This is a genomic window from Streptomyces sp. NPDC002004 (genome assembly GCF_053593975.1).
In genome coordinates this window covers 1-23,679 of record NZ_JBSFDP010000022.1, presented here as the reverse complement: position 1 = coordinate 23,679, position 23,679 = coordinate 1, and the positions used below count along the sequence as shown (strand labels likewise).

Below are 23,679 nucleotides of genomic sequence, written 5' to 3'. Positions count from 1 at the left end.
CCCCGTACCGGACGGCGCCCGAGGGCGCCGTGCTCCGGCCGTGCAGCGTCAGACGACGGCCGTCCGTGCCGCCTTCCACAGCCCCGACCACTCCGGGATCTTCACCGTCCCGCGCCCCAGCGACGCCCCGAGCGTCGCCTCCGCGCGTTCGATCGCCTGCCAGCCGGACCACTCCACGGGCTGCAGTCCGGCGGCGCGCAGCAGGTCCAGCGGATCGGCGGAGCGGCTGCCGTGCACGAGCGCGGGGGCGTCCTCGAGGAGTGAGGTCACCGTCTCCTTGGCATCGGGCCGGTTGGTGCCGATCACGCCGGTCGGTCCACGTTTGATCCAGCCCGCGACGTACTCGCCCGGCGACACGGTGCCGTCACGCAGCACCCGTCCCGCCGTGTGCGGCACCGTCCCGTGCCTCTCGTCGAACGGCAGCCCGGCCAGCGGCACGCCGCGGTACCCGACCGAGCGCAGCACCAGCTGGGCCGCCACGTCCTCGTACCGCCCGGTCCCCGTCACGCCGCCCTGCCCGTCCGGTGCGGTCCGCTCGAAGCGCACCGCTCCGACGCGGCCCGAGGCGTCCAGCAGCGCGACGGGCCGCAGGAAGAACCGCAGCCGGATGGTGCGGGGCAGGCCCTGCGGCGGCCGCTCGGCCCAGCCGCGCAGCACCTCGACATTGCGCCGGTGTACCGCGGGCAGCCCGGACGGGTCGGCGTACGCGGGGTCGAGCGCCAGCTCCTCGGGGTCCACGATCACATCCGTGTCCGGCAGGGCGCCGAGTTCGCGGAGCTCCTTCGTGGTGAAGCGGGCCTGTGAGGGGCCGCGCCGCCCCACCATCTGGATCTCGCGCACCCGGCTGCCGCCCAGCGCGCTCAGCGCGGGCTGCGGCATGTCGGTCGGGCGCAGCTCCGTGACACCGCGGGCGAGGATGCGGGTCACGTCGACCGCGACGTTCCCCACGCCGATCACCACGGCCGACTCGGTGCCGTCGAGGAAGCCGTCCTCGGTGGCGTCCGGGTGGGCGCTGTACCAGGACACGAACTCGGTCGCCGACCAGCTGCCCTTCAGGTCCTCGCCCGGGACGCCCAGGTGGCGGTCGGTCGCGGCGCCGACGCAGTACACGACCGCGTCGTACATCTCCCGCAGGCGGGCCGTGCTCAGCCATCCCCGGCCCACCTCGACACCGCCGAGGAACCGTACGCGCTCGTGCTCCAGCACCGCCCGCAGATTGTTCTGCAGCGACTTGATCTTCTCGTGGTCCGGGGCGACGCCGTAGCGCACCAGGCCGTACGGGCACGGGAGACGGTCGAACACGTCGACCCGCACTCCGGGCACGCGGTCCTGCTCGACCAGGGTCTGCGCGGTGTAGACCCCGCTCGGTCCGGAACCGACGACGGCGACCTGCAGCACGGCGGATCTCCCTCCGCGAGGCGGCCACCCGGCGACGGCGAGGTGACTGCGGCTGGCTGCCTCCAGCATGGCACCCCGGTGCGTCGAGGGGGAGGGCGCGGGAGGCCACACTCCTGATCGGAGGCCACGCATCCGTGCCCGGCCGCCGCGCACTCACCCCATCACGCCGACGGCCTCCCGGGCAGCACGACATTCCGCGCTGCCCGCGGAACTCACCCGTTCTCCCGCCTGTGCGCGTCGGCATCGAAGTACTGCGAGAAGTCCGGCAGTTCCCCCGACAGCGCGCCGCCGGGCGGCTCGTCCTGCGGCGGCCTGCCCAGTCCCCAGTCCAGGCCGTAGCGGTGGAACAGCTCCGCACGCAGGGTTCCCGCCGGCATCGGGGCGCCCGGTAGCAGCACCGCGAACACCGCACCCATGAGCAGGGCCCGCAGCAGCCGGTAGTCCTGGTCGGGGTCCCGGGAGCCGTAGCGCTCGACCGTGTCCCGCAGCAGCTCGGCGAGCCGCTGCTGCTCCGCGTCCTGGACGAAGCCCTCGGCCTGCAGGATGCCCGCCATGTGGGTCCGCATCAGCACGGGGCGCTCGTGGGCGAGCCCGAGGATCGCGTCGACGGCCCGGGCCAGCCGTTCCCGCCCGTCCTCGGTGCACGGCTCCCGCTCCAGGGCCTCGTGCAGCGTGCGGTGCATCAGCCGGTGCACGGCGGACTGGAGCAGCTGCCGCTTGCCCGGGAAGTAGTAGGACACCAGTCCGCGCGCCGATCCCGCACGGTCGGCGATGTCGGCGAGCGTCGTCGCCTCGTAGCCGTGCTCGTCGACCAGCTCCACGGTCGCCTGGAGAAGCCGCTCGCGTGAACGTCGTCGCAACTCTTCATTGACCGATGCGCTGCGCGGGGACATGCTGTAACTCCTGCGTTGACTGGCTCGCAGCCAATATACTCAGAGCGTCCCGGTCGGGGCCCGTGCGGTCCCTTCCCGGGGCGGCCGTCCGCATCGGGCGACGCGGGGGATCGTCCGATGCGGCGGCCGTGTGCTGCTTCGCCGCCGCAATGTGCCGGTTCCTCCTGCGGATCCGCCCCCGTCTTCCTAGAGTGGCCCCTGGAGGCCGAGGAGGCGTACGGACATGGATCAGGAACAGATCCTGGCGCGGATCACGGCGATGGTCGACGACGAGCGACAGCTGCGCGAGTCCCTCGCGCAGGGGCGCATCGACGCGGAGACCGAGCACCAGCGGCTCGCCGAGCTGGAACAGGCGCTCGACCAGTACTGGGACCTGCTGCGCCAGCGGCGGGCCCTGAGCGAGATCGGTGAGAATCCGGATGCGGCGCGGGCGCGCCCGTCCTCGCAGGTCGAGGGATACGAAGGATGACTGCCGCACATCCGGCGGGAACCTATCGGGGGGTGGGACGCCATGGGCGTTGAGCGCGGAAAGGCGTACAAGGGCGAGGCCGTCACGGTCTCCTTCGACGGGAAGCGGTGTCTGCACGCGGCGGAGTGCGTGCGAGGTCTGCCCGCGGTGTTCGACACCGAGCGCCGACCATGGATCTCGCCCGACGGAGCGCCCGCCGACAAGGTCGCCGAGGTCGTACGGCGCTGCCCCTCCGGGGCACTGCAGTACGCGCTCGCCGACGGCACCCCGGAGGCTCCGCAGGCGCCCACGACCGTCCACCGGGAACCCGACGGGCGGCTCGTGATGCGCGGCGACCTGAGCGTCACGGTCGCGGACGGCACGACACAGCGGGAGACGCGGGCCACCCTCTGCGGCTGCGGAGCCACGGGCCGCGTCCCGTTCTGCGACCACTCCGGCCCGTGCGGCGACGCGGAGCGCGACTGACGCGGGAAGCGCTCAGCCCACCATCGCCGCCACCGGCCGCAGGGCGTCGGGACGGCGGGCCACCGGCAGGTGGTCGACGAAGTGCACCGCACACCCGAGCAGGGCGGCGCTGCCGTCCGCGTGCCGGTCGTGGCCGACCATGAGTGTGTCGTGCGGCGTGGCCGAGTGCGTCGAGTGCGATCGCGAAGAGCCGGGGATCGGGCTTCTGGAAGCCGTGTTCGCAGGACAGCGTGTACGCGTCGACGTACGGGTCCACACCGTGGTCGCGGAACACCGGCCGCAGGTCCCAGCCGATGTTGCTCACCACACCGATCCGCACGCCCCGGCCCGCACCTCGCGCAGGACGTCCAGGGCGTCCGGACAGGGCTGCCATGCCGCCGGCTCCCGGTGGCGGTCGTAGAGCAGGTCGTGCAGCCGGGGGTCGGGCAGCGGCACCGTGCGCGACAGTCCCGTGTAGGCGGCGCGGTGGAGTCCGGCGCTCCGGTCGCGGACGGCCCATGCATCGGCCGGCCCGGCCGGTACCCGCTGGGCAGGAGCCCCGCCCGGCTGTGCGCCCGCGGCCTCCAGGGCTGCGGCTGCGCGTGAGAACTCCGGCTCCTCGAGCGCCGTTCCGGACGCGTCGAGCGCGGCTCGCAGCCACGATGCGGCGGATTCGCTTCCGAACAAGGTCCCGGAAATCGAACAACACGGCGTCCGCGGGGCGCAATCTATCCGGCCTCGCGCGGCGCGGGCGGCTGCTCCCGCCGTTTCGGGCGGCGGGCACTCACCGCGTACGACACGATCGTCAGCGCCACGACCAGGGCCCCGAACAGCCAGCCGCCCAGCACGTCGGACGGCCAGTGGACGCCCAGCCACATGCGGGTCAGACCGACACCGAGTACGGAGAGGACCGCGAGCGCGACCGCCGTGGACCACAGGGCGCGTCCGGCGCCGTACAGGCGCAGGAGCCACAGCAGCAGGCCCCAGACCACCGTCGCCGTCATGGCGTGGCCGGAGGGGAAGGCCGCGTAGTGCGCCGAGTCCACCGGGTCCGGCCAGACGGGCCGGGGCCGGTCGACCGTCGCCTTCAGCGCCTGCTGAAGCAGGGCTCCCGCCACGCACGCCCCCGCCACCCAGGCGGCGAGCGACCAGGCCCGCCGCCACAGCAGCCACAGCACGGCCAGCGCGCACAGGGCGCGCATCGTCCATGGATCCCACACCCGGTCCGTCAGCACACGGGTGACGTCCGTGAGGCCGGGGTCGGCCACCGCACGGTGATGCAGGGCCCGCGCAATGTCGCCGTCCGCCGCCAGCAGGGGGTGCCAGCGCACCGCGACCAGCACCAGCAGGGTGAGCGCCGGCACGGCGATGGCACAGGCCGCCCGCCCCGCACCCCGCGCCCGGTTCGGATGCGACGGGGACTTCGGGGGCGGGGTGACGGCCATACGGTGATCCTCGCCGATGGAGGGAGAGACCGGACCGACTCCGCGCCGCGGCGTGGTGGGCGTGTTGTACGGGCCGCGGGCCCGGTTACCCCAGGGCCCGCAACGCCGGGACGAACGCCACCAGAAGGGGCACCACCGGCACCAGCGCCGCGGCGGCGGTCAGTTGGAGACGGCGGGCCGGGGTGAGCCGGGCCGGCGCGGTGAGCAGGCGGTGCACGCGCTGCGGCACATGCGCCTGCGGCGTGGGGCAGGGACCGAAAACGCCCCGGTCCTCGTTGAGTTCGACGAGGGCCAGGGCGATGGTCAGGCGGCCGAAGCGGCGCGACGCGACGTCGTCGGCGGCGAGCTCGACCAGACGGTGCATCTCGTCGCGGAACGCGGCGAAGACCCGCACTTGCGGAAACCCGTTGGCGAGCGCCGCCGAACAGTGCAGCAGCCAGTCGTGGCGGGCCTGCGCATGCCCCTGCTCATGGGCCAGTACGGCGTCCAGCTGCTGCCCCTTCAACCGGCGCAGCGCGGCCGTGGTGACCACCAGCCGCGGCGCCTGACCGGGCAGCCACCAGGCGTCCGGACGCTCGCCCTCGAGCACCACCAGCCGGTCCGTTGCCGGCTCCTCGCCGGGCAACAGCGGTGCACGCAGGAGGAGTTCGGCCCGGCTCCGCAGACGGCGCGCCCTGGCCCGTACGACCTCGCGGGTCAGCATCGCCGCCGTCCACAGGCCGCCGCAGGCGAGTACGACGGCCGTCGTCGGTGCCCACGGCCCGGCCGCCTGAAGCGCGTAGGCCTCGACGACGGCGTGCGGCGCCGGTGCGAACACATGGCCGCGCACCGCCTGCCAGGCCGCCGCGGCACACAGCGTCATGGACAGGGCACAGCACACCAGTACCCCCGCCACCGCGCACTGCCACACCCACAGGGCGACCACCGGTTCCCGTTCCGGCCACCGGGCCCGCGCGAGCACCCGCGGAGCGACGACGGCGGTCAGGGCGCCGAGCAGCAGCAGTGCCACAGGGACCATCATGCGCCCAGCCTATGAGCGCGGCGCTACCCATGGGTATGGCCGCTCCGGGCAAGTGACGCACAACACGGTTTTCCGCAGACCGCCGCATCGTGCCGGGCAGTTCGGCCCGCCGGGCCGTGGAAGGGCCCGCTCACATCGCGAGCAGCATCGCCACCATGGCCATGCCCATCGACAGCCGGCAGGCCCGCGCCACCTCCGGCCGGTCGCCCCATCCGACGGCGCCGGCGCCCGCACCCGCCCCGGCGGCCGGGGCCATCGGTATCAGCCGCACGCCCGCCCACAGCACGTACCCGGCGAAGTACAGCAGCAGGGCCCCGGTCAGCGCGGGCACCCCGGCGCCCCCGTGCCCGGCGTGCTCCGCAGGGGCCGTCGCCATGACCACGGCCATGTACACCATGGCGAACACGCCCACGGCATGGTGCAGATGGTGCGGGCTGCGGCGCGCCGCGGCGACGGACCACAGAGCCGCCGCGCCGAACACGACCGCGTACCCCACCCAGGCCGCACGCGGTGGCGTCACCGCCGCGGCGGGCACGGCCATGACCGCCATGCCGAACCCCATCAGTGCCTCGGCGCCCGCGGTGCGGCGCTGTTCCTCGACTGCGCTGCGCAGACGGAGCAGACAGTACGCCCCGGCCGCCGCGCACAGCGCGACGAGCAGCCAGCCGGCCGTCACCGGTCCGTGCACCGCGCACCTCCCCGCTCGACGGTGTCGGATTCCAGGAAGGAATGCCCGAAGGCCGCGATGCGCACGCAGGCGCACAGGCGTACACGGGCGCACGGCGTGCAGAAGAGGGCGCAGGACCGCGGGAGGCCGTGCTGCCGAGCGGCGTGTGCAGAGGTCCGGATGTCGCCGGCGCAGGGGGCCGGCACCGACGCCTCCTCCGCCGTGGGCAGATCTTTTTCTAGTAAAACACCTGCTAACATTTTTGTATGAGCATCCGTCCCCTCCCGCTGGCCGGAGTGCTGCGCCTGGGCAGGCCCTCCGACATCTGGTTCAAGCCCGCGACGAGCGTCGTGGTGGCCGCCGCGATACCCGATCTGACGCTGCTCCTCCTGGGCCGGCCCGACCTGGTCGTCCACACGATGGCGGGGTCGTTCTGCGCCCTGTACGCCCACCACCTCCCCTACGCCGCCCGGGCCCGCGCCCTCGTGGGGGTGGCACTCGGCATGCTGGCCGGCGTCGCGGTCGCGCTGGTCACCGCGTCCCTCACCCACTGCGCCGCGGTACTCGTCGCGGTCGGCGCGCTGCTCGCGGCCGTGCAGAAGGCGCTCTGCGACGCCACCCGCATCGGCCCGCCCGGCCATCTGATCTTCACCTTCGTCAGCTCGGCGAGCCTGTTCGCGCCGCAGACCCCCGCCCAGGTCCCCGGGCACCTCGCGCTGACGGCCGGCGCGGCGGCGGTCGCCTGGCTCGTGGGCATGGCACCCGCACTCGTACGTCCCCACGGCCCCGAGCGTCGTGCCACCGCCCGCGCTCTGAACGCGGCCGCCGCGCATGCCGGCACCCGGGGCACCGGACCGGGCCACGAAGGCACCCGCGCGGACGCGGCCGCCGCGGTCCACGCCGCCTGGCAGTCGCTGCCCCCGGCCGTCGACCGCGCCCCCGCCCGCCGCTCCCTCGAACGGCTCGTCCGCCACGCGGAGACCGCCCTCGCCGCACCCGCCGCGGCCGACCCCGCGCAGCTGCGCTCCTTGGCCCGCGCGCTCCGCGGCACCGGACCCGTCCCGCACCCCCACGGCATCGACGACGCCGCCGACGAACTCCTGGACGGGGACGCCGGCCCCGCGCCCGCCCGGCGCCGGCTCCTTCCCCAGCTCGGCTCCGGATCCCCGCTGCTGCCCATCGCCCTGCGCACCGCGGTCGGCTGCGCCCTGGCCGGATACGCCTCCCTCGCCCTCGGAGCCGGCCGCCCCTACTGGGCACTCGTCACCGCCGCCTCCCTCTACCAGCCCAACGTCACGCTCACCTGGAGCCGCGGTGTGCAGCGCGTGGTCGGCAACCTCGCCGGTGTGCTGCTCTTCGCGCTGATCGCGCCGCTCGCCCACCTCGGTCACACCGCGCTCGTCCTGTGCTGCCTGGCCTTCAGCTTCGGCGCCGAGGCACTGATCGGCCGCAACTACTGGCTCGGCAGCGTCTGCGTGACGCCGATGGCCCTGCTGATCACGGAGTTCACACGTCTCCAGCAGCCCGGCGAGCTCGTCCTGGACCGTGTCGTCGACACCGTCGTGGGTGCCCTCATCGGCGTCGCAGCCGCCCTCGCCGTCACCAACCGCCGCGCGGCCGACCACCTCGAGCAGGCCATCGGCGCCGCGCAGCACGCCCGGGAACGCACCGAACACTTCCTCGCCGCCGACCGCCCCGACCGGCACGCCGTGGAGCGCGCCCGTCGCCGGCTCGGCGCCGCACTCGTCGAGCTGCGCGCCACGGCCGACGCCGCGTCCGGCGAGTGGTGGCAGCGCACGCTGCCCGAGGAGCGCCTGATTCTCACCGAGCGTGCCGGGCACCGTACGCTCGCCGCTGCGGTACGACGACACGGACCGCAGCACGGGGAGAGACTGGACGTGGAGGGCGCACGGACATGACGACAGCGAAAGGCCGCGCGGCGACACCGGACACCGTGGCCGCGGTGGTCCGGCAGTGGCGGGCGGTGCACCCGGACATCGACACCGGCCCGATGGAGGTCATCGGACGCATCAACCGCTGCGCCGCGCTGCTCCAGCAGGCCGAGGACGCCCCCCTGCGTCACGCCGGGCTCACCCGCCCCGAGTTCGACCTGCTGGGCGCGCTGCGCCGCACCGGCCACGAGCTGACCCCGGGGGACCTCGCCCGTGAGACGTTCTCCTCCGGCGCCGCCGTCACCAAACGCCTCAAGGCCCTCACCGAACGCGGGCTGGTCGACCGTCGCGGCGACACCCGGGACCGCCGCGTGGCCCATGTCCGCCTGACCGACAAGGGCCGCGATCTCGTCGACGCCGTGCTCCCCGCCCAGCTGGCGTATGAGCGGGACGTACTGGCGGGACTGGAGCCCTCCGGCCGGCAGGAGCTGAGCGGCCTGCTGCGCACGCTCCTGGCCCAGCTCGAAGGCAGTCTCGGCGGCCCCCGCCCGTGAGCGGCCGTCAGGCCGTGGCCGGTCCGAAGTGTGCCGTGGCGAGCACCGAGCCGTCGGCCTGCACGAGCCGGACGTCCGTGACCGGCGAGCTGCTCGCGGGGAAGCCGGTGCCGTAGTAGCCGTCACCGTCCTTCGGGAGCGTGAAGGTGCCGGCCGTCACGCGCGAACCGTCGGCGCGCTGCAGCTGGCAGCTGACCGGACCCGAGTGCCCCGGCGCGTCCAGGGACATGAACATCCAGGACGAGGGGCCGGAGAACAGATATGCGTGCCCCATCTCGTGGCCGTCGCCGGTGAGCCGGGCCGCGCGCAGCTGCTGTCCGGGGGACTGGGCCGAGGTGATCGACGGTGGCTGTCCGAAGTTCGTGCCCAGGGTCCAGCCGAGGCCGCCCAGCGCCACGCTCGCCACGGCCGCGGCGAGGGCGAGGGCCAGCCGCCGCCCGCGCCGCGGGCGCCGCGACGAGCGTGTCGCCGGCAGCCCGAGCCGTTGCAGGACCCGCTCCTCGAAGCCGGGGGGAGGATCAGCGGCGGGCACCAGGTCCAGCACGGCGTCCGCGGTGCGTGACAGCTCGTGCACGTGCTCTCGGCACGCGGAGCAGCGGTCCAGGTGCTCCATGGCCGCGGCCCGCTCGCCCGCGGGCAGTACGCCCAACGCCAGTTCCTCGGCGACGTCCCGTAGCCGGTCGCAGTCCGGTCCGACCGTGTCACTCATCGTCTGCCTGCCCGGTGGCGACGGTTGCACGGAGCTTGCCCATGGCAGCCCTGATCCGGGTCTTGACGGTGCCGAGCGGGACGTTCTCGAGATCGGCGATCTGCTGCGCGGTCATGCCGTAGATGCCCGCCATCACCAGGGCCCTGGCCTGCGCACGCGGGAGAGCGGCGATCGCCCGGCGCACCTCCGTGGTGGTCTCGGAGGCGAGCGCGTGCCGCTCGGGCGTGTCGGTGACGGACTGCATCATGCCCTCCAGATCGCCGGGATCGACCGGGGTGACCCTGCGGGCACGTACCGCGTCGACCGCCAGGTTGTGGGCGATCGCGACCAGCCAGGTGGGAACCGACCCTCGGCGCGGGTCGTAGACCTGCGCGTGCCGGCAGGCCCGTTCGAACGTTTCCTGCGCGATGTCCTCGGCGAGCTGGTGGTCGCCCACCACGGCGACGGCCACGCCGAAGACCCGGCGCTGGAACCGCCGGACGAAGGCCAGGGCGATCTCGGGATCGCCGGTCATGAGGCCGGCCAGCAGCGCTTCGTCGGACACCCGCTCCAGGGGAAGGTCCATCCTGCGCATATCTCCTACGTGGCACGGGCCCGCAGGGATTGCCCCGGCCAGGCATTCCTCACCGGGTGTCGTGCCGCCATGACCCCGTGCGAGCGAAGGTCCGGCTCCGTTCGGCCGGCCGCACGAGGGATCCACCATCCAGCTTAGGAGCGTTTCGGCCGGGTGTTGCGGCTGATCATGAACCCGAATCCGGTCGCATCCGTAGACACGGGAGCAGACGCTCGCGAGCCACACGAGTGCACGGCGGCCGCCGGCCCCCGGAGTTCCCTGGAGCCGTGATGACGTCTGAAACCACTTCCATCGCCTGGCGCGGGGCCGCCGTGTGCTGCGCCCTCGCCAACGCGGTCGTGCATCTCCTGCTGGTCCCCGACCATCTCGAGGAGATGTTCTACGTCGGTGTTCTCTTCCTGGTCGGCAGTGTGATCATGCTCGCCGCGGGAGCGGGCATCGCGCTGTCCGCGCGACCTGTCGTGGCCTGGCTCGTCGGTGCGGCCGTGAGCCTGGGCATGATCGTCGGCTTTGTGCTCTCCCGTACGGTCGGACTCCCCGGCTACCACGAACAGGGCATGGAACCCCCCTACGGCGCCCTCGCGCTGATCGCGGAGGCCGGCTTCCTGCTCGCCTTCGCGGGCTGGCTGGCATCGACCCGGGCCGTGCCCGACATGCACGGTGCCCAGGTGCGTGTGGCGGGCGGAGGCTCCCGGGCGGCGGAGCGTTCGGCACCGCACAACAGGGTCCCGGGAACGCGTGGTTGACCGGTCCGATCCGGTCCACGGGGAGCAGGCGGCCCGGGCCCCCCGGGGCCCGCTCAGGTCCCGCCGAAGGCCCGCTGGTCGCGCCGCAGCGGATGGTCCGCCGGCACCTCGACGACGACGATCCGGTTGCCGTCCGGATCGGCGATCCACATCTCGATCAGCCCCCAGGGCTCCGTCCTGGGAGGCCGCAGGATCTCGACGTCGCGCCGGGCCAGTTCCTCGTGCGCGGCGGCCGCGTCCGGCACCTGGATCCACAGCAGGGCTCCGGCGGAGGGCGAGGCGTCCGCGCGGCCGGAGACCTCCAGGAACCCGCCGCCGAGGAAGTACACCGTGCCGCGTTCGGGTCCCGCCCCGAACTCGCGGTAGACGGGCAGCCCCAGCTGCTCCCCGTAGAAGCGTCGGGAGCGGTCCGGGTCGGTGGGGTGGAGCAGGGTCCGGCTGCTCAGTACGTGCACCATGCGGCCGCACCCTAGCCGCCGATCGGGGCGCGTTAGGCTCGTCGGTGCCCGCGCCGCGCCACAGATCGGAGAACCGCGCATGGACACCGCCTCGCGCACCGCCCCCGCCGAACTCACCTTCCGTGACGCCACCGCCTCCGATGTGGACGCCCTCGTCGGCCTGATCGAGTCGGCGTACCGCGGTGACGCCAGCCGGGTCGGCTGGACGACCGAGGCGGACATCCTCGAGGGACAGCGCACCGACCCGCAGGGCGTGCTCGACGTCATCGAGGCTCCGGACAGCCGGCTGCTGGCCGTGGAGCGCGACGGCGACCTCATCGCCTGCTGCCAGCTCGAACACCGTGGGGACAACGCCTACTTCGGCATGTTCGCCGTCCGTCCCGCGCTCCAGGGCGCCGGGCTCGGCAAGCTGATCATCGCCGAGGCGGAGCGGGCGGCACGCGAGGCCTGGGGCGTGCGCGAGATGCACATGACCGTCATCTCGGTGCGCGACGACCTCATCGCCTGGTACGAGCGGCGCGGCTACCGCCGTACGGGAGAGATGAGCCCCTTCCCGTACGGCGACGAGCGCTTCGGCATCCCGCAGCGCGACGGCCTGCAGTTCGAACTGCTGATCAAGGAACTCGCCTAGGGGGTGTCCGGCGGGCGGTTCTCCTCGTCCAGCCCCTCGTCCCCGGGCCTGCCGGACTCAGGCCGTGAACCGGCCCGTGCGCTTGATCTCCGGGTAGTCGGTGGTGGCGCCGTCGAGTTCGAGGGCGCGCACCAGCCGCAGGTGGTCCTGCGTGTTGACGACCCAGCCGATGATCCGGAGGTCGGCCTTGCGGGCGTGCTCGACGATCTCCAGGGTCAGACGCCGGATGTTCAGCACGAGGGTCGTGGCGCCGACCGCCGTGGCCCGCTCCACGACGTCGGTGCCGTACCGGCTGGCGACGAGCGCGGTGCGGACGCCCGGGACGAGCCGAGCGATCTCGGCGATCGCCTCGTCGTGGAAGGACAGCACCTCGACCCGGCAGACGAGATCGCGCCGGAGCATCACATCGGCGAGTGCACGTGCGGCCGCGACGTCCTTGATCTCGGCCTGGAGCGGAGCCTTCACGGCGTCCAGGACCTCCTCGAAGACCGGGATGCGCTCGCCACGACCCGCGTCGAGCGTCCGCAGCTCGGCGAGGGTCTGCTCGGCGATCGCCCCGCGGCCGTCGGTCGTACGGTCGACGTCGGCGTCGTGCATGACGACGAGGGCGCCGTCCTTGCTCAGATGAAGATCGAGTTCGATGACGTCCAGACCCGCGCGCTCCGCTGCGATGAACGAACGGAGGGTGTTCTCGGGTTCGACGCCCATCACTCCGCGATGACCGATGGTGAGGAAGTTCAAGGTTCAACTCGCTTCCGTCGACGGCGGCTCGGCTCGCGCGTGGGCATGGAGAGTGATGCCCACGCGGCAGGCCGCAGCCTAATCGCCGGACTCCGTGAAAGAACCGCTCCGACAAGGGTGACTGGAAGCGTCCGCTCCTGGGCGCGCCCGTTCCGGCTCGGCCCGCCCCGGCATCCGGTGCCGTCCTGAGCGCCCCGCGACGGCGGGCTCGTGTCACCCCTGGGTGGGCGCGTCCTGGACGGGTTGACCCGCGGGCGGCGCGTGGAGCTCCCCGAACGGCTCCGGCGGTGCGGTGCCCTCGTTGGGAGGCCGAGCGTGCGGTGCCGCACCTGCCTCGCGGGGCCGGTCCGGCGGCGCCGCGTCCGGGTTCCGCGGTGGGTCCGTGGGTGTCACGCCCGGATTCAGCGGCGGGTCCGCGTGCATCACGCCCGGACTCCGCGGTGGCGCCATGGGCGCCGCGCCCGGGCCGGGACCCGCCCCCGGCGGCACCGCGTCCAGGTCCTCGAGCATGGCGTCCGACAGTTCCAGTTCGGCCAGCAGCCGCCGCTCGCTCCAGCGCAGTGCGATCTGCGGATGCGCCCAGGCCTCGACCCCGTCGGCGCGCACGAGCGCTCCCCGCACCTCGGCCAGCTCCTCGCGGGTGTGCTCGATGTGCTCGGACACCAGGTCCCGCAGATGCCGTGGCGCGGCCAGGTGCCCCAGCCACACCCGCAGCAGCACGGGGTGCTTGAGCACGGCCGGACCCACGTCCTGGGTGCCGCCCGCCCAGCCCGCGAGCGCGTCGCGCCCCGCGTCCGTGATGGCGTACGTCCGTTTGGTGCGCGGCTCCTCCGGGCCCGAGCGGCGCGATGTGGCGTAGCCGAGGGATTCGAGGCGGCGCAGCTCGGCGTAGATCTGGCTGATCGCGGGGGACCCGTAGAAGAACCGCAGCGAGGCGTCGGCCCACTTCTTCAGCTCGTAACCGGTGCGCTCGCCCGGGAAGGACAGCAGCCCCAGGACGGCCCACGCGGTCGCGGGCAGGTCCTGGTCGGAGTGAGGGCGCCGGGTCCGGGGAGTGCGGGGGCCTGTCATGTGCCGATTGAAGTGAAGCCGGGCCGGTCGGCGCAAGATCTCCCCGGGCTCCGCGCATGCTGCCCGGAGGACCCCGGCCCTGCTCCCTGCGCTCCTGCGCCGTCCGCTCCCTCCCCGGCTCTCGCGCAGTGCCCGGCGCCCCGCGCCGCCCGGGCGGTCCCGCCTCCGCCCCTCACGCCGCCTCGACGATCTCGCCGCGGACCGCCTCCGCCCACTCCACCACCAGCAGGACGTACTCGTCCCGCTCCTCGGCGGTGAGCGAGGCGCCCGCGCGGGCCCAGAGTGCGCGTATCAGTTCATTCACGACCGAAGCGGGCCGCACGGAACCAGAGGCATCAGGTTTCGGGGACATGCGGCACAGCCTAAACGCCCGGTCCGACACCGGACGGGCGTGAGGGACTCAGGAGCCGCCGGTGACGGCCGCAACCACTGTTTTCCGGTCGACAGCCCTTGCTTCTTCTGTATCTGACGGTTAGTCATATAGCTAATAGGCATTACGACGCCGCACGCGCCGCCCGCACCGGGGACCGTTTCGTCTCCACCGTCGTCAACGACCATTTCTCGGTGCTCTGCCCGACGATCGTCCTCGACGACCGTGAGCAGGCGCGGCGCATCGGCATCCGCGGGCAGCGATTCTTCGCCCAGTCCATCGGCCACTGGTACGGCGGAGCGGGCATCCCCGACGAGGCCGTCGTGGCAGGGGCGGACGAGGCCGTCGAGATGCGCCGGGCCGCCGAGCAGGTCGTGGCCCGCCTCCACGAGCAGCGGATCCCCGTCCGCCCGACCTCGACGGCCACCTTCAACGCCGATCACGCCTACGGCACCGCCGACGACGCGATCGCCCATGTCGAGCGGCTGCGTGCCGCCGGCGCCGACGAGGTCATGTGCCTGATCCAGATGGGCACGGTGCCCCAGGAGGCCTGCCTGGAGACCCTGCGGCAGTGGGGCGCGAAGGTGATCCCGCATTTCCGCGGGAAGCCCGGGGAAGACACGGGCGGAACACATCGGGGTGACGTGGAGAGGGTGAGGCCATGAAGCGGTCGGATGCGCGGGACGGGGAGCAGGCGGAGACGGGACGGGCGATCGGTGCCGGCGCGGCCGGACCGGGCGATGCCGTGGGCGGGGGCGGCGGCCAGGGCGGCGACCTCCCACCCGGGGCCGACCGGCTCGCGCCCGGGACCCGGATCCTGGTCGACGCGATGACCGCCTTCTTCCCCGACCTCGGGGGCACCGTCACCGATGCAGCCGAGGCGCGCCGGATCCTGGCCGCTGTACCGCCGTCCCCCTTCGGCCTGCCGGCCGTCGGTTCCGTCGAGGACCGGACGGTCCCCGGGCCGCCGGGGGCGCCGGAGATCCCGGTACGTGTCTATCTCCCGGAGCCCGCAGTGTCGCCGGGCCCCCGGCCCACCGTCGTGTTCTTCCACGGAGGCGGCTGGACCATCTGCGACCTGGACAGCCATGACGCGACGGCCCGTGCGCTGTGCCGCGACGCCGGGGCGGCCGTGGTGTCCGTCGACTACCGGCTCGCCCCCGAGGCCCGGTTCCCCGCCGCGGTGGACGACGCCTACGCCGCAGTGTGCTGGGCCGCGGACCATGCCGCGGAACTGGGCGGCGATCCGGCCGCGGTGGCCGTGGCGGGCGACAGTGCGGGCGGAAACCTTGCGGCCGTCGTCGCACTGCTGGCGCGTGACCGGGGCGGACCCGGCCTGGCGCTGCAGGTGCTCGTGTACCCGGCGACCGATGCCGGTCGGCGAAGGGAGTCGTTCACGCGGAACTCCACCGGCTACTTCCTCACCGCCGCCCACTGCCGCTGGTTCCTGGAGCAGTACCTCGGCCCGGACGGCGACCCGGTCCACCCCCATGTCTCACCGCTGCGCGCCGATCTCACGGCGCTGCCGCCGGCGCATGTCGTCACCGCCGGATGCGACCCGCTGTGCGACGAGGGCCGGGAGTACGCGGCGAAGCTGAGAGCCGCCGGGGTCGGCGTCACCGAGGCCCACTACCCGGAGATGTTCCACGGCTTCTTCGGCTTCCCGGATCTGCTCCCCGATGCCCGCGACGCCCACCGGGGTGTGACAGAAGTCATCGCATCACTGGCGCCGGACAGGAAAAAAGAGGGCGAAGGGTGGGGGAGCGCAGGATAATTTCCCGACCCCCCCACTTGTACCGAGGAACCTCGCACGCATACGGTGTCCGTACGCGAGGTTCTCCTGTGGAGGAAGAGACATGACGGAAATTCTTGTGCCCGTGGGTGTGGAGGAGATGACTCCTCCCGTCGAGCGTGTGGTGGAGCACCCGGCCTGGCCCACGCTCAAGGATGCCGTGGAGGAGATCCGGCCCTGGCAGTCCAAGGACGGCTCGATCGACTTCGACGCCGAGGGCGCCCCGGAGCGCTCCGGAGCCGAGCAGGCCGTCGAGCGCGTCATAGCCGCCCTCGGACAGCTCTCGCCGCTGGTGCCGCACGACGCCGCGTACCACGAGGCCCTCGCGAAGGATCTGCGCCGCTGGGCCGACGGCGGCTTCGGTGTGCCGGACTTCCTGGACTCGCTGCTGGCCTTCCAGCCCGCCGCGAAGCGCGAGGACGGCCTGCAGCACCTCGTCGTCTTCCCGATGTACACGCAGAACGGCAACCTCGACCGCAACCTCGAAGCGGTCGTGCTGCGCATGGTGTGGCCCGACTGGCTCGCCGAGCTCGAGGCGACCCGCTACGACAACCCGCTGTTCTGCGGCATCACCTTCGAGGACTTCACCGCGGGCTACGACACCAACTCGGCCGTGCTGTTCCCGGAGACCATCGCCGTGCGCGAGGCTCCGGAGCGCTTCAGCTGGGGCGGCATCTTCTGCGACCGTGAGGCCGCCCGCTTCCGCCGGGTCACCGACGCCGCCGTCGAGATCCTGGGCCTGGAGCTGCCCGAGGACATCGCCGCGATGGTGCAGGACCAGAAGCGCTGCGAGGAGGCGTTCGTCCTGTGGGACATGGTCCACGACCGCACCCACAGCCATGGCGACCTGCCGTTCGACCCCTTCATGATCAAGCAGCGCCAGCCGTTCTGGATGTACGGCCTGGAGGAGCTGCGCTGCGACCTCACCGCCTTCAAGGAGGCCGTGAAGCTCGAGGCCGAGGGCAACCCGCACGGCCGTGACGTGCAGTACGCGGTGCTCTTCGACCGCATGTTCCGCTTCCCGGTCACCGGCGACCGCGTCCGCAACTACGACGGCCTCGGCGGCCAGCTGCTCTTCGCGTACCTGCACAAGCACGACGTCGTCCGCTGGACCGACAACAAGCTGAGCATCGACTGGGAGCGTGCCCCGCAGGTCACCAACCAGCTCTGCGCCGAGATCGAGACGCTGTACCGGGACGGCATCGACCGCCCGAAGCTGGTGCACTGGTTCGCCGGCTACGAGCTGGTCTCCACCTACCTCGCCCCGCACCCGGGCTCCCGCTGGGCCAAGGGTCCCGACGCCCTCGACCTGACGCTGCCGCCGCGCAAGCTCGTGGACGACGTGCTTGCGGACGAGTTTCCGCTGAGCATGTTCTTTGAGGCGCTTTCCAAGAAGTTGAAGAACGTGATTGCCTCCACCAAGGGCATCACCGCGGCGGGCGCCGAGCAGGTGGCCGCGTGAGCGACCAGCACAGCCCGGAGGCGAGGAAGATGAACAACAACGGGACTCTGAGCGGCGCCGTGATCGCGGTCGCCGGTGCCGGTGGTCCCGCGGGCCGCGCCACCCTGCTGCGGCTGGCCGAGGCCGGCGCGACGGTGGTCGGGTCGGACGCCGACCCCACCCGTCTCGCCGAGGCCGTGGACGCGGCGCGCTACGCGCACGGCGGCGCCACCGTGGTCGGCGACACCGTCGACCTGCTCGACCCGCAGGCGACGCGCGACTGGGCCGCACACATCGAGAAGGACTTCGGCCGCGTCGACGGTCTGGTCCACCTCGTCGGCGGCTGGCGCGGCGGCGCCACCTTCGCGGACACCGAGCTCCGCGACTGGGAGATGCTGCACAACCTGCTGATCCGCACGGTGCAGCACACCTCGCTCGCCTTCCACGAAGCCCTCAGGCGCAGTGACCGCGGCCGCTATGTGCTGATCAGCGCGGCCGGCGCGAGCAAGCCGACGGCGGGCAACGCCGCCTACGCGGCCGCGAAGGCGGCGGCCGAGGCCTGGACGCTCGCCCTCGCCGACGACTTCCGCAAGGCGGGGGGCGAAGAGGGGCCGCAGGCGGCGGCTACGATCCTGGTGGTGAAGGCACTGGTGCACGACGCCATGCGCGCCGAGCGCCCGAATGCGAAGTTCGCGGGCTTCACCGACGTCAAGGAGCTGGCCGAGGCCATCGCCGGAGTCTGGGAGAGGCCCGCCCGGGAAGTGAACGGACACCGCCTGTGGCTGACCGAGCAGCCGTGAACCCTCCGAAGACCGACGCACGGCGCCACCACGACCCCGAGGTCCGCGGTTTCGCGAGCGACAACTACGCGGGCGCCCACCCGGAGGTCCTCGCCGCGGTCGCCCTCGCCAACGGCGGCCATCAGGTCGCCTACGGCGAGGACGACTACACGGCCAACCTCCAGCAGGTGATCCGCAGCCACTTCGGCGCCACGGCGGAGGCCTTCCCGGTCTTCAACGGCACCGGAGCCAACGTCGTCGCCCTCCAGGCGGTCACCGACCGCTGGGGAGCGGTGATCTGCGCGGAGAGCGCGCACATCAACGTCGACGAGGGCGGCGCCCCGGAGCGAATGGGCGGCCTCAAGCTGCTCACCGTGCCCACACCCGACGGCAAGCTCACGCCCGAGCTCATCGACCGGCAGGCCTATGGCTGGGACGACGAGCACCGTGCGATGCCGCAGGTCGTCTCGATCACCCAGAGCACCGAACTGGGCACGCTCTACACCCCCGACGAGATCCGGGCGATCTGCGACCACGCTCACGCGCACGGCATGAAGGTCCATCTGGACGGCTCGCGGATATCCAACGCCGCCGCCTCGCTGGACGTGCCGATGCGTACGTTCACGAGCGCGGTCGGCGTCGACATCCTGTCCCTCGGCGGCACCAAGAACGGTGCTCTGTTCGGCGAGGCCGTCGTCGTCCTCAACCAGGACGCCGTCAGCCATATGAAGCATCTGCGGAAGCTGTCCATGCAGCTCGCCTCCAAGATGCGGTTCGTCTCCGTGCAGCTGGAGGCGCTGCTCGCCAAGGACCTGTGGCTGCGCAACGCCCGGCACGCCAACGAGATGGCCCAGCGCCTGGCCGAGGGCGTGCGCGCCGTGCACGGTGTGGAGATCCTCTACCCGGTCCAGGTGAACGCGGTCTTCGCGCGGCTCCCGCACGACGTCAGCGAGCGGCTGCAGAAGAGGTACCGCTTCTACTTCTGGGACGAGGCCGCCGGCACCGTCCGCTGGATGTGCTCCTTCGACACGCGTGACGAGGACGTCGACGGGTTCGTCGCCGCCCTCAAGGAGGAGATGGCGCGCTAGCACGACGCCACAAGTCTTGTTGCATGGATATGCGGCCGATCGAAAAGTCATTGACTCTCGATCGGCCGCATTCCTATGCTCGGCGGGCATGGAGCTGATCCAGCAAACCCCGGACCTGTCCGCCTACTTGGCCGCTGACGAGGTCATCGATCACTGTCATGGGGGCGTACGGGAGACGGCCGCACGCCTGGCCGGGCAGGCGGAAGACGCGTATGCGTATGCGCGAGCGGCCTATGAATTCGTACGGGACGCCATCCCGCACTCCCAGGATGCCGGCGACCCCCGCGTCACCTGGCGCGCCTCCGACGTGCTGGAGCAGCGCACCGGCATCTGTCACGCCAAGGCCCATGCGCTCGCCGCGCTGCTGCGCGCGGAGGGCATCCCCACCGCCCTGTGCTACCAGCGGCTGACGCACGACGACGGCAGTGGGCACGTGGTGCACGGCCTGGTCGCGGTGAGGTTCGACGGAGCCTGGCACCGGCAGGACTGCCGAGGGAACGGGCCCGGCGTCGACGCACGGTTCTCGCTCGACGGTGAGCGGCTGGCCTGGATCCCCGACCCGAAGTCCAATGAAGTGGACTACCCGGTGCTGTATGCTGAACCGCATCCCGTCGTGGTGCGCGCACTCAGGAGCGCCCCCGACCGGCCGAACCTCTGGAAGACGCTCCCCACCGCACTCTGAGGCAGACGATGACTATCCGGCTCACCGTGTCCGAGGACGTACGCACCCTCGTACCCGGCTTCACCCATGTGGCGATCGAGGCTCACGGGCTCGTGAACGGCCCCAGTACCGAAGCCGGTTCGGCGCTCCTCGGCGACGCCACGCAACGCCTCGCCGCCCGGCTCGGCGGGCGCGCCCCGCACGAGGACCCCCATATCGCCGCATGGCGTGAGGCCTACACGGCGTTCGGCGCCAAGCCCTCGCGCACCCGCAACTCGGCGGAGGCGCTGGCGAAGCGGGCTCTCTCGGACGCCGGGCTGCCGCGGATCAACGCTCTCGTCGACCTCTACAACGCGATCAGCGTCGCCCACCTCATCCCCGTCGGCGGCGAGGACGCCGACCGCATCCAGGGCGCGATGCGGCTCGTGCGGGCCACCGGCGAGGAGGACTTCGCCACGGCCGCGGCGGGCGAGACGGTCGTCGAGCACCCCGAGCCGGGTGAGATCATCTGGCGCGACGACGCCGGAGTGACCTGCCGCCGCTGGAACTGGCGGCAGGGCGTGCGCACCCGCCTCACCGAGGCCTCCGTCTCCGCACTCTTCCTGCTGGAGAGCCTGGCCCCGATGCCGGTCACCGACGTCGAGGCGGCGGGCGCCGAACTCGCCGAGCTCCTGGAGAAGTTCAGCCCTGGGGCACGGATCACCGTCCACGCCCCGGAGCGGGGCTGATCCAAAGGAAACCCCCTGGTCCTGCGCCGGACCCCCGTCGTCCGCCCGGAGGGCGGGGGCTCGGCGTCAGTGCCCGGCTCAGCGCGCCTCGGCGGCCTTCACCTCGGCGGGCGTCGGCGCCGTACCGCCCAGGTGGGCCGGCATCCACCAGGTGTCGTCCGGACCCTTGGGGCGCACCGGGTACGCCCGCTGCGCCGCCTCCAGCAGCTCCTGCACCCGCTCGCGCAGCCGCCGTGTGATCGCGCCCGCGTACTGGTCACCCGGCGCCTGGACCGGCTCGCCCACGCGCATGGTGACCGGGAAGTGATTGCGCTTCAGGTTCCGAGGCTGTCCCTTGGTCCACAGCCGCTGAGTCCCCCACACGGCCATCGGGATCAGCGGCACGCCCGCCTCCTGCGCCAGCCGCGCCGCGCCGGACTTGAAGCCCTTGAGCGTGAACGACTGCGAGATGGTCGCCTCCGGGAACACCCCGATGACCTCGCCCGAGCGCAGCGAGTCCAGCGCGTGCGCATACGCCGTCTCGCCCTGTGTGCGGTCCACCGGGATGTGCTTCATCCCGCGCATCAGCGGTCCCGACAGCTTGTGCCGGAACACCGCCTCCTTCGCCATGAACCGGACGAGTCGCTTCTGCGGCAGCGCGGCGAGCCCGTTGAAGATGAAGTCCAGGTAACTGATGTGGTTACTGACCAGGACCGCACCGCCGGTCCGCGGAATGTTCTCGGAGCCCTTGCAGTCGATCTTCAGATCGAGCGCCTTGAACATCGCCTGGGCAAGACCGATGACCGGACGGTAGACGAGCTCAGCCATGAACGAGGAGACCCCTTCTCTCTGCCTGGGGAGGGGCCCTCCCGGCGGGAAGTTACGCAGCCGTAGGTTTTCGGCTTTGCGGAGATCGTGCCCCAAGAACGGACGACTGGCCAGTCCTGGTGCCCCCGCGCGGCGAGATCCTCGTCACGTTGTGCTCATCCGGAGGTCACACAGGGATCAGCCCGAGGCCGACAGGCGGCGCAGCAGGAGATACGCCTCGCAGCCCAGGCAGTAGCCGAACACGGCGTTCAGGAACGCAGCCGCCAGCGCGCATCCGGTCGCCGCGAGCCCCAGCCACACCGGCCCGGCCGCGTACCCGACGAGGCCCACCAGCGCGAAGGCCAGCCCCACGCACTGCGCGAACCGCGGCGGCTGTGGCGACTCGAATTCCGTCGGCGGTCCGATCCGCGGACGCACCGCCTTCCGGAACAGCCAGCCGTACGGGGAGCGCGCCGTGCCGCCCGCCGTGCCCAGAGCGAAGCACAGCGTCTGCCATGCCAGCAGCCACACACTGCCGGTGATCAACACCGCCGCCAGCACCACCGCCGTCACCGCCGCCCCGAACCGGGGGCCCCTCGCGTCGATGTCCATGAATCAAGCATTCCGCAACCGGGGCGCCACGAGGAGCGGGAGAACTTTGCGTTCTTGTGAAACCGTTCGCAGGGCTCGTGAAACCTGCGCCGAGTTCGTGAATACGGGAATCTCCGCGCTCCGGTGCATGCTGAGCCCTGCAATGACCGGACTTGTGGTGTGCGTGGCGGTGCTCGCGGTGGCGAGTGCCTTCGGAGTGCTGCACCGGCGCCGTAACGGGAGGGTGAGGGTGCGCGCACGCGACGACGGACAGCGGCTCGGCAGGGACGACTTGGGCGAGCCGCCGGGGGAGCGGGCGACCCTGGTCCAGTTCTCCAGCGCCTTCTGCCAGCCCTGCCGGGCCACCCGCCGCGTGCTCGCCGACGTCGCCGGGATGGTGCCGGGCGTCGCCCACATCGAGATCGACGCCGAGGAACACCTCGACCTCGTACGCGAACTCGGCATCCTCAAAACGCCGACCGTGCTCGTCCTCGACGCCGACGGACGCATCGTGCGCCGCGCCGGCGGACAGCCGCGCAAGGCCGACGTCATCGCGGCACTGGGCGAGGCCGTCCGGGCGGAGCGCGCGTGACATGGGGGATTTGCCCGATGGCTGACGTCGTGACAGATCTCTCGTATCGCGGAACGCGCTTGACTGCATGCCACACCTATCGTCAGTCTGACGGCATGCCGCCGGAACTCCTTCTCCATGAGCGCGTCGACGTGGACCTCGCCCGCAACGCGAGCGCGCGCTGTCCGCACTGTTGAGCAGCCACGGACCCGCTCGTCACGACTCGGCAGAAGGAACAACTCCATGACGGCCACGCCCGACCTCGGCGCCCCTCGCCTCGCCACACCGGAACTGCTGCGCTCCGTCTTCCGCCGCCATGCGGCCGGGGTCGCGGTCATCACCGCGCAGGGGGACCGCCCCGTCGGCTTCACCGCCACCTCGCTCACGTCGGTCTCCGCCGAACCCCCCGTCGTGTCCTTCGGTATCGGCACCGAGGGCTCCAGCTGGCCCGTGGTCTCCCGGGCGACGCACATCGGCGTCCACATACTCGGTGAGCACCAGCAGGGGCTGGCCGCCACGTTCGCGCGCAGCGGCGCCGACCGCTTCGGCCCGGACACGAGCTGGTACGAGGGCCCCGAAGGGGTGCCCGTCCTCGACGGCGTGCTCGCCTGGCTCGTCTGCCGCGTCGTCGCCCGCGTCCCCGCGGGGGACCACCGCATCGTCCTCGCCGAAGCCGTCGTCGGTGACCCTGCCGGCGCGGGCCGTCCGCTGCTCTATCACCAGGGTGGCTTCACCGCGCTGCGCGACTGAAGGACCGCGGCCCTGCCGGCCACCGGGGCCGTGGTTCACGTCCGGCGGGCCCGGCGGGCGCGAAGAGCGCCCTGCGGACCCCCGCCCCGTCCGGCGACCACGGCCGGGCGGAATTCCGGTCGCCGTTCGGCGATTACGCAGCGTTGCGAAGGTCACATGCAAAGCGCTTGCTTAGCGACGGCGCCGGAGGTGTACTGGCGAGTAATATTTCTGTCGGGGCGTGGATTCGCCCCGACCGGGATTGGCCGCTTCAGGCGCCTATGCTGCCTGAAACAAGGCAGCTCGGAAATGACGATGCAGTAGGAGAGCCGGCGTGAGCTTGAGGATCGTTGTCACTGTGAAGTACGTGCCCGACGCCACTGGCGACCGGCACTTCGCCGATGACCTGACCGTCGACCGGGACGATGTG

At 72.4% G+C, this 23,679-nt stretch carries 27 protein-coding genes and 3 pseudogenes; 16 read left to right on the top strand and 14 right to left on the bottom strand.

Going from position 1 to position 23,679, the window contains the following annotated elements; all coding sequences use genetic code 11:
- Nucleotides 1–48: 48 nt before the first annotated feature.
- Nucleotides 49–1,398 carry an FAD-dependent oxidoreductase gene (locus tag ACWCP6_RS26095; RefSeq protein ID WP_450934982.1) on the bottom strand — a complete coding sequence of 450 codons (1,350 nt, stop codon included), beginning with the start codon at nucleotides 1,396–1,398 and terminating at the stop codon, nucleotides 49–51.
- A gap of 212 nt (nucleotides 1,399–1,610) precedes the next feature.
- Nucleotides 1,611–2,291: a TetR/AcrR family transcriptional regulator gene (locus tag ACWCP6_RS26090; protein WP_450934981.1), complete on the bottom strand. Its 681-nt coding sequence runs from the start codon at nucleotides 2,289–2,291 to the stop codon at nucleotides 1,611–1,613.
- A gap of 223 nt (nucleotides 2,292–2,514) precedes the next feature.
- Here ACWCP6_RS26090 and ACWCP6_RS26085 point away from each other — a divergent pair, with 223 nt between their 5' ends.
- Nucleotides 2,515–2,760, top strand: coding sequence for a DUF2630 family protein (locus tag ACWCP6_RS26085; protein WP_450934980.1), 246 nt, complete (start codon nucleotides 2,515–2,517; stop codon nucleotides 2,758–2,760).
- A 42-nt stretch (nucleotides 2,761–2,802) separates the two neighbouring features.
- Nucleotides 2,803–3,225, top strand: a complete 423-nt coding sequence (locus ACWCP6_RS26080) for a (4Fe-4S)-binding protein (protein ID WP_450934979.1) — start codon at nucleotides 2,803–2,805, stop codon at nucleotides 3,223–3,225.
- A 12-nt stretch (nucleotides 3,226–3,237) separates the two neighbouring features.
- Here ACWCP6_RS26080 and ACWCP6_RS26075 read toward each other — a convergent pair.
- The 4 genes and pseudogenes from ACWCP6_RS26075 to ACWCP6_RS26060 all read right to left on the bottom strand — a co-directional run bounded on the left by ACWCP6_RS26075 (nucleotide 3,238) and on the right by ACWCP6_RS26060 (nucleotide 6,358).
- Nucleotides 3,238–3,931, bottom strand: a pseudogene (locus tag ACWCP6_RS26075) (HAD family hydrolase).
- 1 nt (nucleotide 3,932) lies between these two features.
- Nucleotides 3,933–4,649 carry a phosphatase PAP2 family protein gene (locus tag ACWCP6_RS26070; protein WP_450934978.1) on the bottom strand — a complete coding sequence of 239 codons (717 nt, stop codon included), beginning with the start codon at nucleotides 4,647–4,649 and terminating at the stop codon, nucleotides 3,933–3,935.
- 85 nt (nucleotides 4,650–4,734) lie between these two features.
- A complete protein-coding gene (locus ACWCP6_RS26065) occupies nucleotides 4,735–5,670 on the bottom strand; it encodes a M56 family metallopeptidase (RefSeq protein WP_450934977.1) in 936 nt (311 codons plus the stop codon).
- A 130-nt stretch (nucleotides 5,671–5,800) separates the two neighbouring features.
- Nucleotides 5,801–6,358: a DUF5134 domain-containing protein gene (locus ACWCP6_RS26060; protein ID WP_450934976.1), complete on the bottom strand. Its 558-nt coding sequence runs from the start codon at nucleotides 6,356–6,358 to the stop codon at nucleotides 5,801–5,803.
- A gap of 245 nt (nucleotides 6,359–6,603) precedes the next feature.
- On the opposite strand from ACWCP6_RS26060, the gene ACWCP6_RS26055 reads away from it, so the two are divergent.
- Together ACWCP6_RS26055 and ACWCP6_RS26050 are read left to right on the top strand one after the other, a co-directional pair.
- A complete protein-coding gene (locus ACWCP6_RS26055; RefSeq protein ID WP_450934975.1) occupies nucleotides 6,604–8,256 on the top strand; it encodes an FUSC family protein in 1,653 nt (550 codons plus the stop codon).
- Nucleotides 8,253–8,783 (top strand): MarR family winged helix-turn-helix transcriptional regulator, encoded by a 531-nt coding sequence (locus ACWCP6_RS26050; protein ID WP_450934974.1) that lies wholly within the window; start codon nucleotides 8,253–8,255, stop codon nucleotides 8,781–8,783. Before ACWCP6_RS26055 ends, ACWCP6_RS26050 begins: the two co-directional genes overlap by 4 nt.
- A gap of 7 nt (nucleotides 8,784–8,790) precedes the next feature.
- Here the strand turns inward: ACWCP6_RS26050 and ACWCP6_RS26045 are convergent, their stop codons facing one another.
- Both ACWCP6_RS26045 and ACWCP6_RS26040 read right to left on the bottom strand, forming a co-directional pair.
- Nucleotides 8,791–9,492: a hypothetical protein gene (locus ACWCP6_RS26045; protein WP_450934973.1), complete on the bottom strand. Its 702-nt coding sequence runs from the start codon at nucleotides 9,490–9,492 to the stop codon at nucleotides 8,791–8,793.
- Nucleotides 9,485–10,066: an RNA polymerase sigma factor gene (locus ACWCP6_RS26040; protein ID WP_450934972.1), complete on the bottom strand. Its 582-nt coding sequence runs from the start codon at nucleotides 10,064–10,066 to the stop codon at nucleotides 9,485–9,487. The genes ACWCP6_RS26045 and ACWCP6_RS26040 overlap by 8 nt, the downstream gene beginning before the upstream one ends.
- A gap of 269 nt (nucleotides 10,067–10,335) precedes the next feature.
- Between ACWCP6_RS26040 and ACWCP6_RS26035 the strand changes: the two genes are divergently transcribed.
- Nucleotides 10,336–10,812, top strand: coding sequence for a hypothetical protein (locus tag ACWCP6_RS26035; protein WP_450934971.1), 477 nt, complete (start codon nucleotides 10,336–10,338; stop codon nucleotides 10,810–10,812).
- A 53-nt stretch (nucleotides 10,813–10,865) separates the two neighbouring features.
- Here the strand turns inward: ACWCP6_RS26035 and ACWCP6_RS26030 are convergent, their stop codons facing one another.
- On the bottom strand, nucleotides 10,866–11,270 hold the full coding sequence (locus tag ACWCP6_RS26030) for a VOC family protein (protein WP_450934970.1): 405 nt from the start codon (nucleotides 11,268–11,270) through the stop codon (nucleotides 10,866–10,868).
- A gap of 79 nt (nucleotides 11,271–11,349) precedes the next feature.
- Here ACWCP6_RS26030 and ACWCP6_RS26025 point away from each other — a divergent pair, with 79 nt between their 5' ends.
- Nucleotides 11,350–11,901, top strand: a complete 552-nt coding sequence (locus ACWCP6_RS26025) for a GNAT family N-acetyltransferase (RefSeq protein ID WP_450934969.1) — start codon at nucleotides 11,350–11,352, stop codon at nucleotides 11,899–11,901.
- A gap of 57 nt (nucleotides 11,902–11,958) precedes the next feature.
- On the opposite strand, the gene ACWCP6_RS26020 is transcribed toward ACWCP6_RS26025, so the two are convergent.
- The 3 genes from ACWCP6_RS26020 to ACWCP6_RS26010 form a co-directional block, all read right to left on the bottom strand.
- Entirely contained in the window at nucleotides 11,959–12,642 is a 684-nt protein-coding gene (locus ACWCP6_RS26020) for a glycerophosphodiester phosphodiesterase (protein ID WP_450934968.1), read from the bottom strand.
- A gap of 213 nt (nucleotides 12,643–12,855) precedes the next feature.
- A complete protein-coding gene (locus tag ACWCP6_RS26015; protein WP_450934967.1) occupies nucleotides 12,856–13,713 on the bottom strand; it encodes a helix-turn-helix transcriptional regulator in 858 nt (285 codons plus the stop codon).
- Between the two features lie 172 nt (nucleotides 13,714–13,885).
- A complete protein-coding gene (locus ACWCP6_RS26010; protein ID WP_450934966.1) occupies nucleotides 13,886–14,017 on the bottom strand; it encodes a hypothetical protein in 132 nt (43 codons plus the stop codon).
- Between the two features lie 191 nt (nucleotides 14,018–14,208).
- Here ACWCP6_RS26010 and ACWCP6_RS26005 point away from each other — a divergent pair.
- From ACWCP6_RS26005 to ACWCP6_RS25975, 7 genes and pseudogenes are all read left to right on the top strand, one after another.
- Nucleotides 14,209–14,748 (top strand): annotated as a pseudogene (locus ACWCP6_RS26005) (LLM class flavin-dependent oxidoreductase); the annotation flags it as partial.
- A 164-nt stretch (nucleotides 14,749–14,912) separates the two neighbouring features.
- Complete coding sequence (locus ACWCP6_RS26000) at nucleotides 14,913–15,857, top strand: alpha/beta hydrolase (protein WP_450935062.1); 945 nt, start codon at nucleotides 14,913–14,915, stop codon at nucleotides 15,855–15,857.
- A gap of 82 nt (nucleotides 15,858–15,939) precedes the next feature.
- Entirely contained in the window at nucleotides 15,940–17,337 is a 1,398-nt protein-coding gene (locus ACWCP6_RS25995) for a DUF6421 family protein (protein WP_450934965.1), read from the top strand.
- Nucleotides 17,338–17,366: 29 nt separating this feature from the next.
- Nucleotides 17,367–18,116 carry an SDR family NAD(P)-dependent oxidoreductase gene (locus ACWCP6_RS25990; RefSeq protein ID WP_450935061.1) on the top strand — a complete coding sequence of 250 codons (750 nt, stop codon included), beginning with the start codon at nucleotides 17,367–17,369 and terminating at the stop codon, nucleotides 18,114–18,116.
- A complete protein-coding gene (locus tag ACWCP6_RS25985) occupies nucleotides 18,113–19,183 on the top strand; it encodes a threonine aldolase family protein (RefSeq protein WP_450934964.1) in 1,071 nt (356 codons plus the stop codon). The genes ACWCP6_RS25990 and ACWCP6_RS25985 overlap by 4 nt, the downstream gene beginning before the upstream one ends.
- An 88-nt stretch (nucleotides 19,184–19,271) precedes the next feature.
- Nucleotides 19,272–19,865, top strand: a complete 594-nt coding sequence (locus ACWCP6_RS25980) for a transglutaminase domain-containing protein (RefSeq protein WP_450934963.1) — start codon at nucleotides 19,272–19,274, stop codon at nucleotides 19,863–19,865.
- An 8-nt stretch (nucleotides 19,866–19,873) separates the two neighbouring features.
- Nucleotides 19,874–20,572: a B3/B4 domain-containing protein gene (locus ACWCP6_RS25975; RefSeq protein WP_450934962.1), complete on the top strand. Its 699-nt coding sequence runs from the start codon at nucleotides 19,874–19,876 to the stop codon at nucleotides 20,570–20,572.
- A gap of 78 nt (nucleotides 20,573–20,650) precedes the next feature.
- Here ACWCP6_RS25975 and ACWCP6_RS25970 read toward each other — a convergent pair whose 3' ends face one another.
- Both ACWCP6_RS25970 and ACWCP6_RS25965 read right to left on the bottom strand, forming a co-directional pair.
- A complete protein-coding gene (locus tag ACWCP6_RS25970; protein WP_450934961.1) occupies nucleotides 20,651–21,379 on the bottom strand; it encodes a lysophospholipid acyltransferase family protein in 729 nt (242 codons plus the stop codon).
- 177 nt (nucleotides 21,380–21,556) lie between these two features.
- Nucleotides 21,557–21,970, bottom strand: a complete 414-nt coding sequence (locus ACWCP6_RS25965) for a DUF4395 domain-containing protein (RefSeq protein WP_450934960.1) — start codon at nucleotides 21,968–21,970, stop codon at nucleotides 21,557–21,559.
- 142 nt (nucleotides 21,971–22,112) lie between these two features.
- Between ACWCP6_RS25965 and ACWCP6_RS25960 the strand changes: the two genes are divergently transcribed.
- From ACWCP6_RS25960 to ACWCP6_RS25950, 3 genes and pseudogenes are all read left to right on the top strand, one after another.
- Entirely contained in the window at nucleotides 22,113–22,541 is a 429-nt protein-coding gene (locus ACWCP6_RS25960; RefSeq protein ID WP_450934959.1) for a TlpA family protein disulfide reductase, read from the top strand.
- A 222-nt stretch (nucleotides 22,542–22,763) separates the two neighbouring features.
- Nucleotides 22,764–23,270 carry a flavin reductase family protein gene (locus ACWCP6_RS25955; RefSeq protein ID WP_450934958.1) on the top strand — a complete coding sequence of 169 codons (507 nt, stop codon included), beginning with the start codon at nucleotides 22,764–22,766 and terminating at the stop codon, nucleotides 23,268–23,270.
- 313 nt (nucleotides 23,271–23,583) lie between these two features.
- A pseudogene (locus tag ACWCP6_RS25950) lies at nucleotides 23,584–23,679 on the top strand (electron transfer flavoprotein subunit beta); the annotation flags it as partial.

Coding starts and splice junctions, on each gene's coding strand:
- ACWCP6_RS25960 (WP_450934959.1), top strand. CDS start 22,113: ATGACCGGACTTGTGGTGTGCGTGGCGGTGCTCGCGGTGGCGAGTGCC.
- ACWCP6_RS26015 (WP_450934967.1), bottom strand. CDS start 13,713: ATGACAGGCCCCCGCACTCCCCGGACCCGGCGCCCTCACTCCGACCAG.
- ACWCP6_RS26030 (WP_450934970.1), bottom strand. CDS start 11,270: ATGGTGCACGTACTGAGCAGCCGGACCCTGCTCCACCCCACCGACCCG.
- ACWCP6_RS26025 (WP_450934969.1), top strand. CDS start 11,350: ATGGACACCGCCTCGCGCACCGCCCCCGCCGAACTCACCTTCCGTGAC.
- ACWCP6_RS26050 (WP_450934974.1), top strand. CDS start 8,253: ATGACGACAGCGAAAGGCCGCGCGGCGACACCGGACACCGTGGCCGCG.
- ACWCP6_RS26080 (WP_450934979.1), top strand. CDS start 2,803: ATGGGCGTTGAGCGCGGAAAGGCGTACAAGGGCGAGGCCGTCACGGTC.
- ACWCP6_RS26065 (WP_450934977.1), bottom strand. CDS start 5,670: ATGATGGTCCCTGTGGCACTGCTGCTGCTCGGCGCCCTGACCGCCGTC.
- ACWCP6_RS26035 (WP_450934971.1), top strand. CDS start 10,336: ATGACGTCTGAAACCACTTCCATCGCCTGGCGCGGGGCCGCCGTGTGC.
- ACWCP6_RS26055 (WP_450934975.1), top strand. CDS start 6,604: ATGAGCATCCGTCCCCTCCCGCTGGCCGGAGTGCTGCGCCTGGGCAGG.
- ACWCP6_RS25980 (WP_450934963.1), top strand. CDS start 19,272: ATGGAGCTGATCCAGCAAACCCCGGACCTGTCCGCCTACTTGGCCGCT.
- ACWCP6_RS25990 (WP_450935061.1), top strand. CDS start 17,367: ATGAACAACAACGGGACTCTGAGCGGCGCCGTGATCGCGGTCGCCGGT.
- ACWCP6_RS25955 (WP_450934958.1), top strand. CDS start 22,764: ATGACGGCCACGCCCGACCTCGGCGCCCCTCGCCTCGCCACACCGGAA.
- ACWCP6_RS26070 (WP_450934978.1), bottom strand. CDS start 4,649: ATGGCCGTCACCCCGCCCCCGAAGTCCCCGTCGCATCCGAACCGGGCG.
- ACWCP6_RS26000 (WP_450935062.1), top strand. CDS start 14,913: ATGACCGCCTTCTTCCCCGACCTCGGGGGCACCGTCACCGATGCAGCC.
- ACWCP6_RS25995 (WP_450934965.1), top strand. CDS start 15,940: ATGACGGAAATTCTTGTGCCCGTGGGTGTGGAGGAGATGACTCCTCCC.
- ACWCP6_RS26085 (WP_450934980.1), top strand. CDS start 2,515: ATGGATCAGGAACAGATCCTGGCGCGGATCACGGCGATGGTCGACGAC.
- ACWCP6_RS26040 (WP_450934972.1), bottom strand. CDS start 10,066: ATGCGCAGGATGGACCTTCCCCTGGAGCGGGTGTCCGACGAAGCGCTG.
- ACWCP6_RS25970 (WP_450934961.1), bottom strand. CDS start 21,379: ATGGCTGAGCTCGTCTACCGTCCGGTCATCGGTCTTGCCCAGGCGATG.
- ACWCP6_RS25975 (WP_450934962.1), top strand. CDS start 19,874: ATGACTATCCGGCTCACCGTGTCCGAGGACGTACGCACCCTCGTACCC.
- ACWCP6_RS25965 (WP_450934960.1), bottom strand. CDS start 21,970: ATGGACATCGACGCGAGGGGCCCCCGGTTCGGGGCGGCGGTGACGGCG.
- ACWCP6_RS26045 (WP_450934973.1), bottom strand. CDS start 9,492: ATGAGTGACACGGTCGGACCGGACTGCGACCGGCTACGGGACGTCGCC.
- ACWCP6_RS26090 (WP_450934981.1), bottom strand. CDS start 2,291: ATGTCCCCGCGCAGCGCATCGGTCAATGAAGAGTTGCGACGACGTTCA.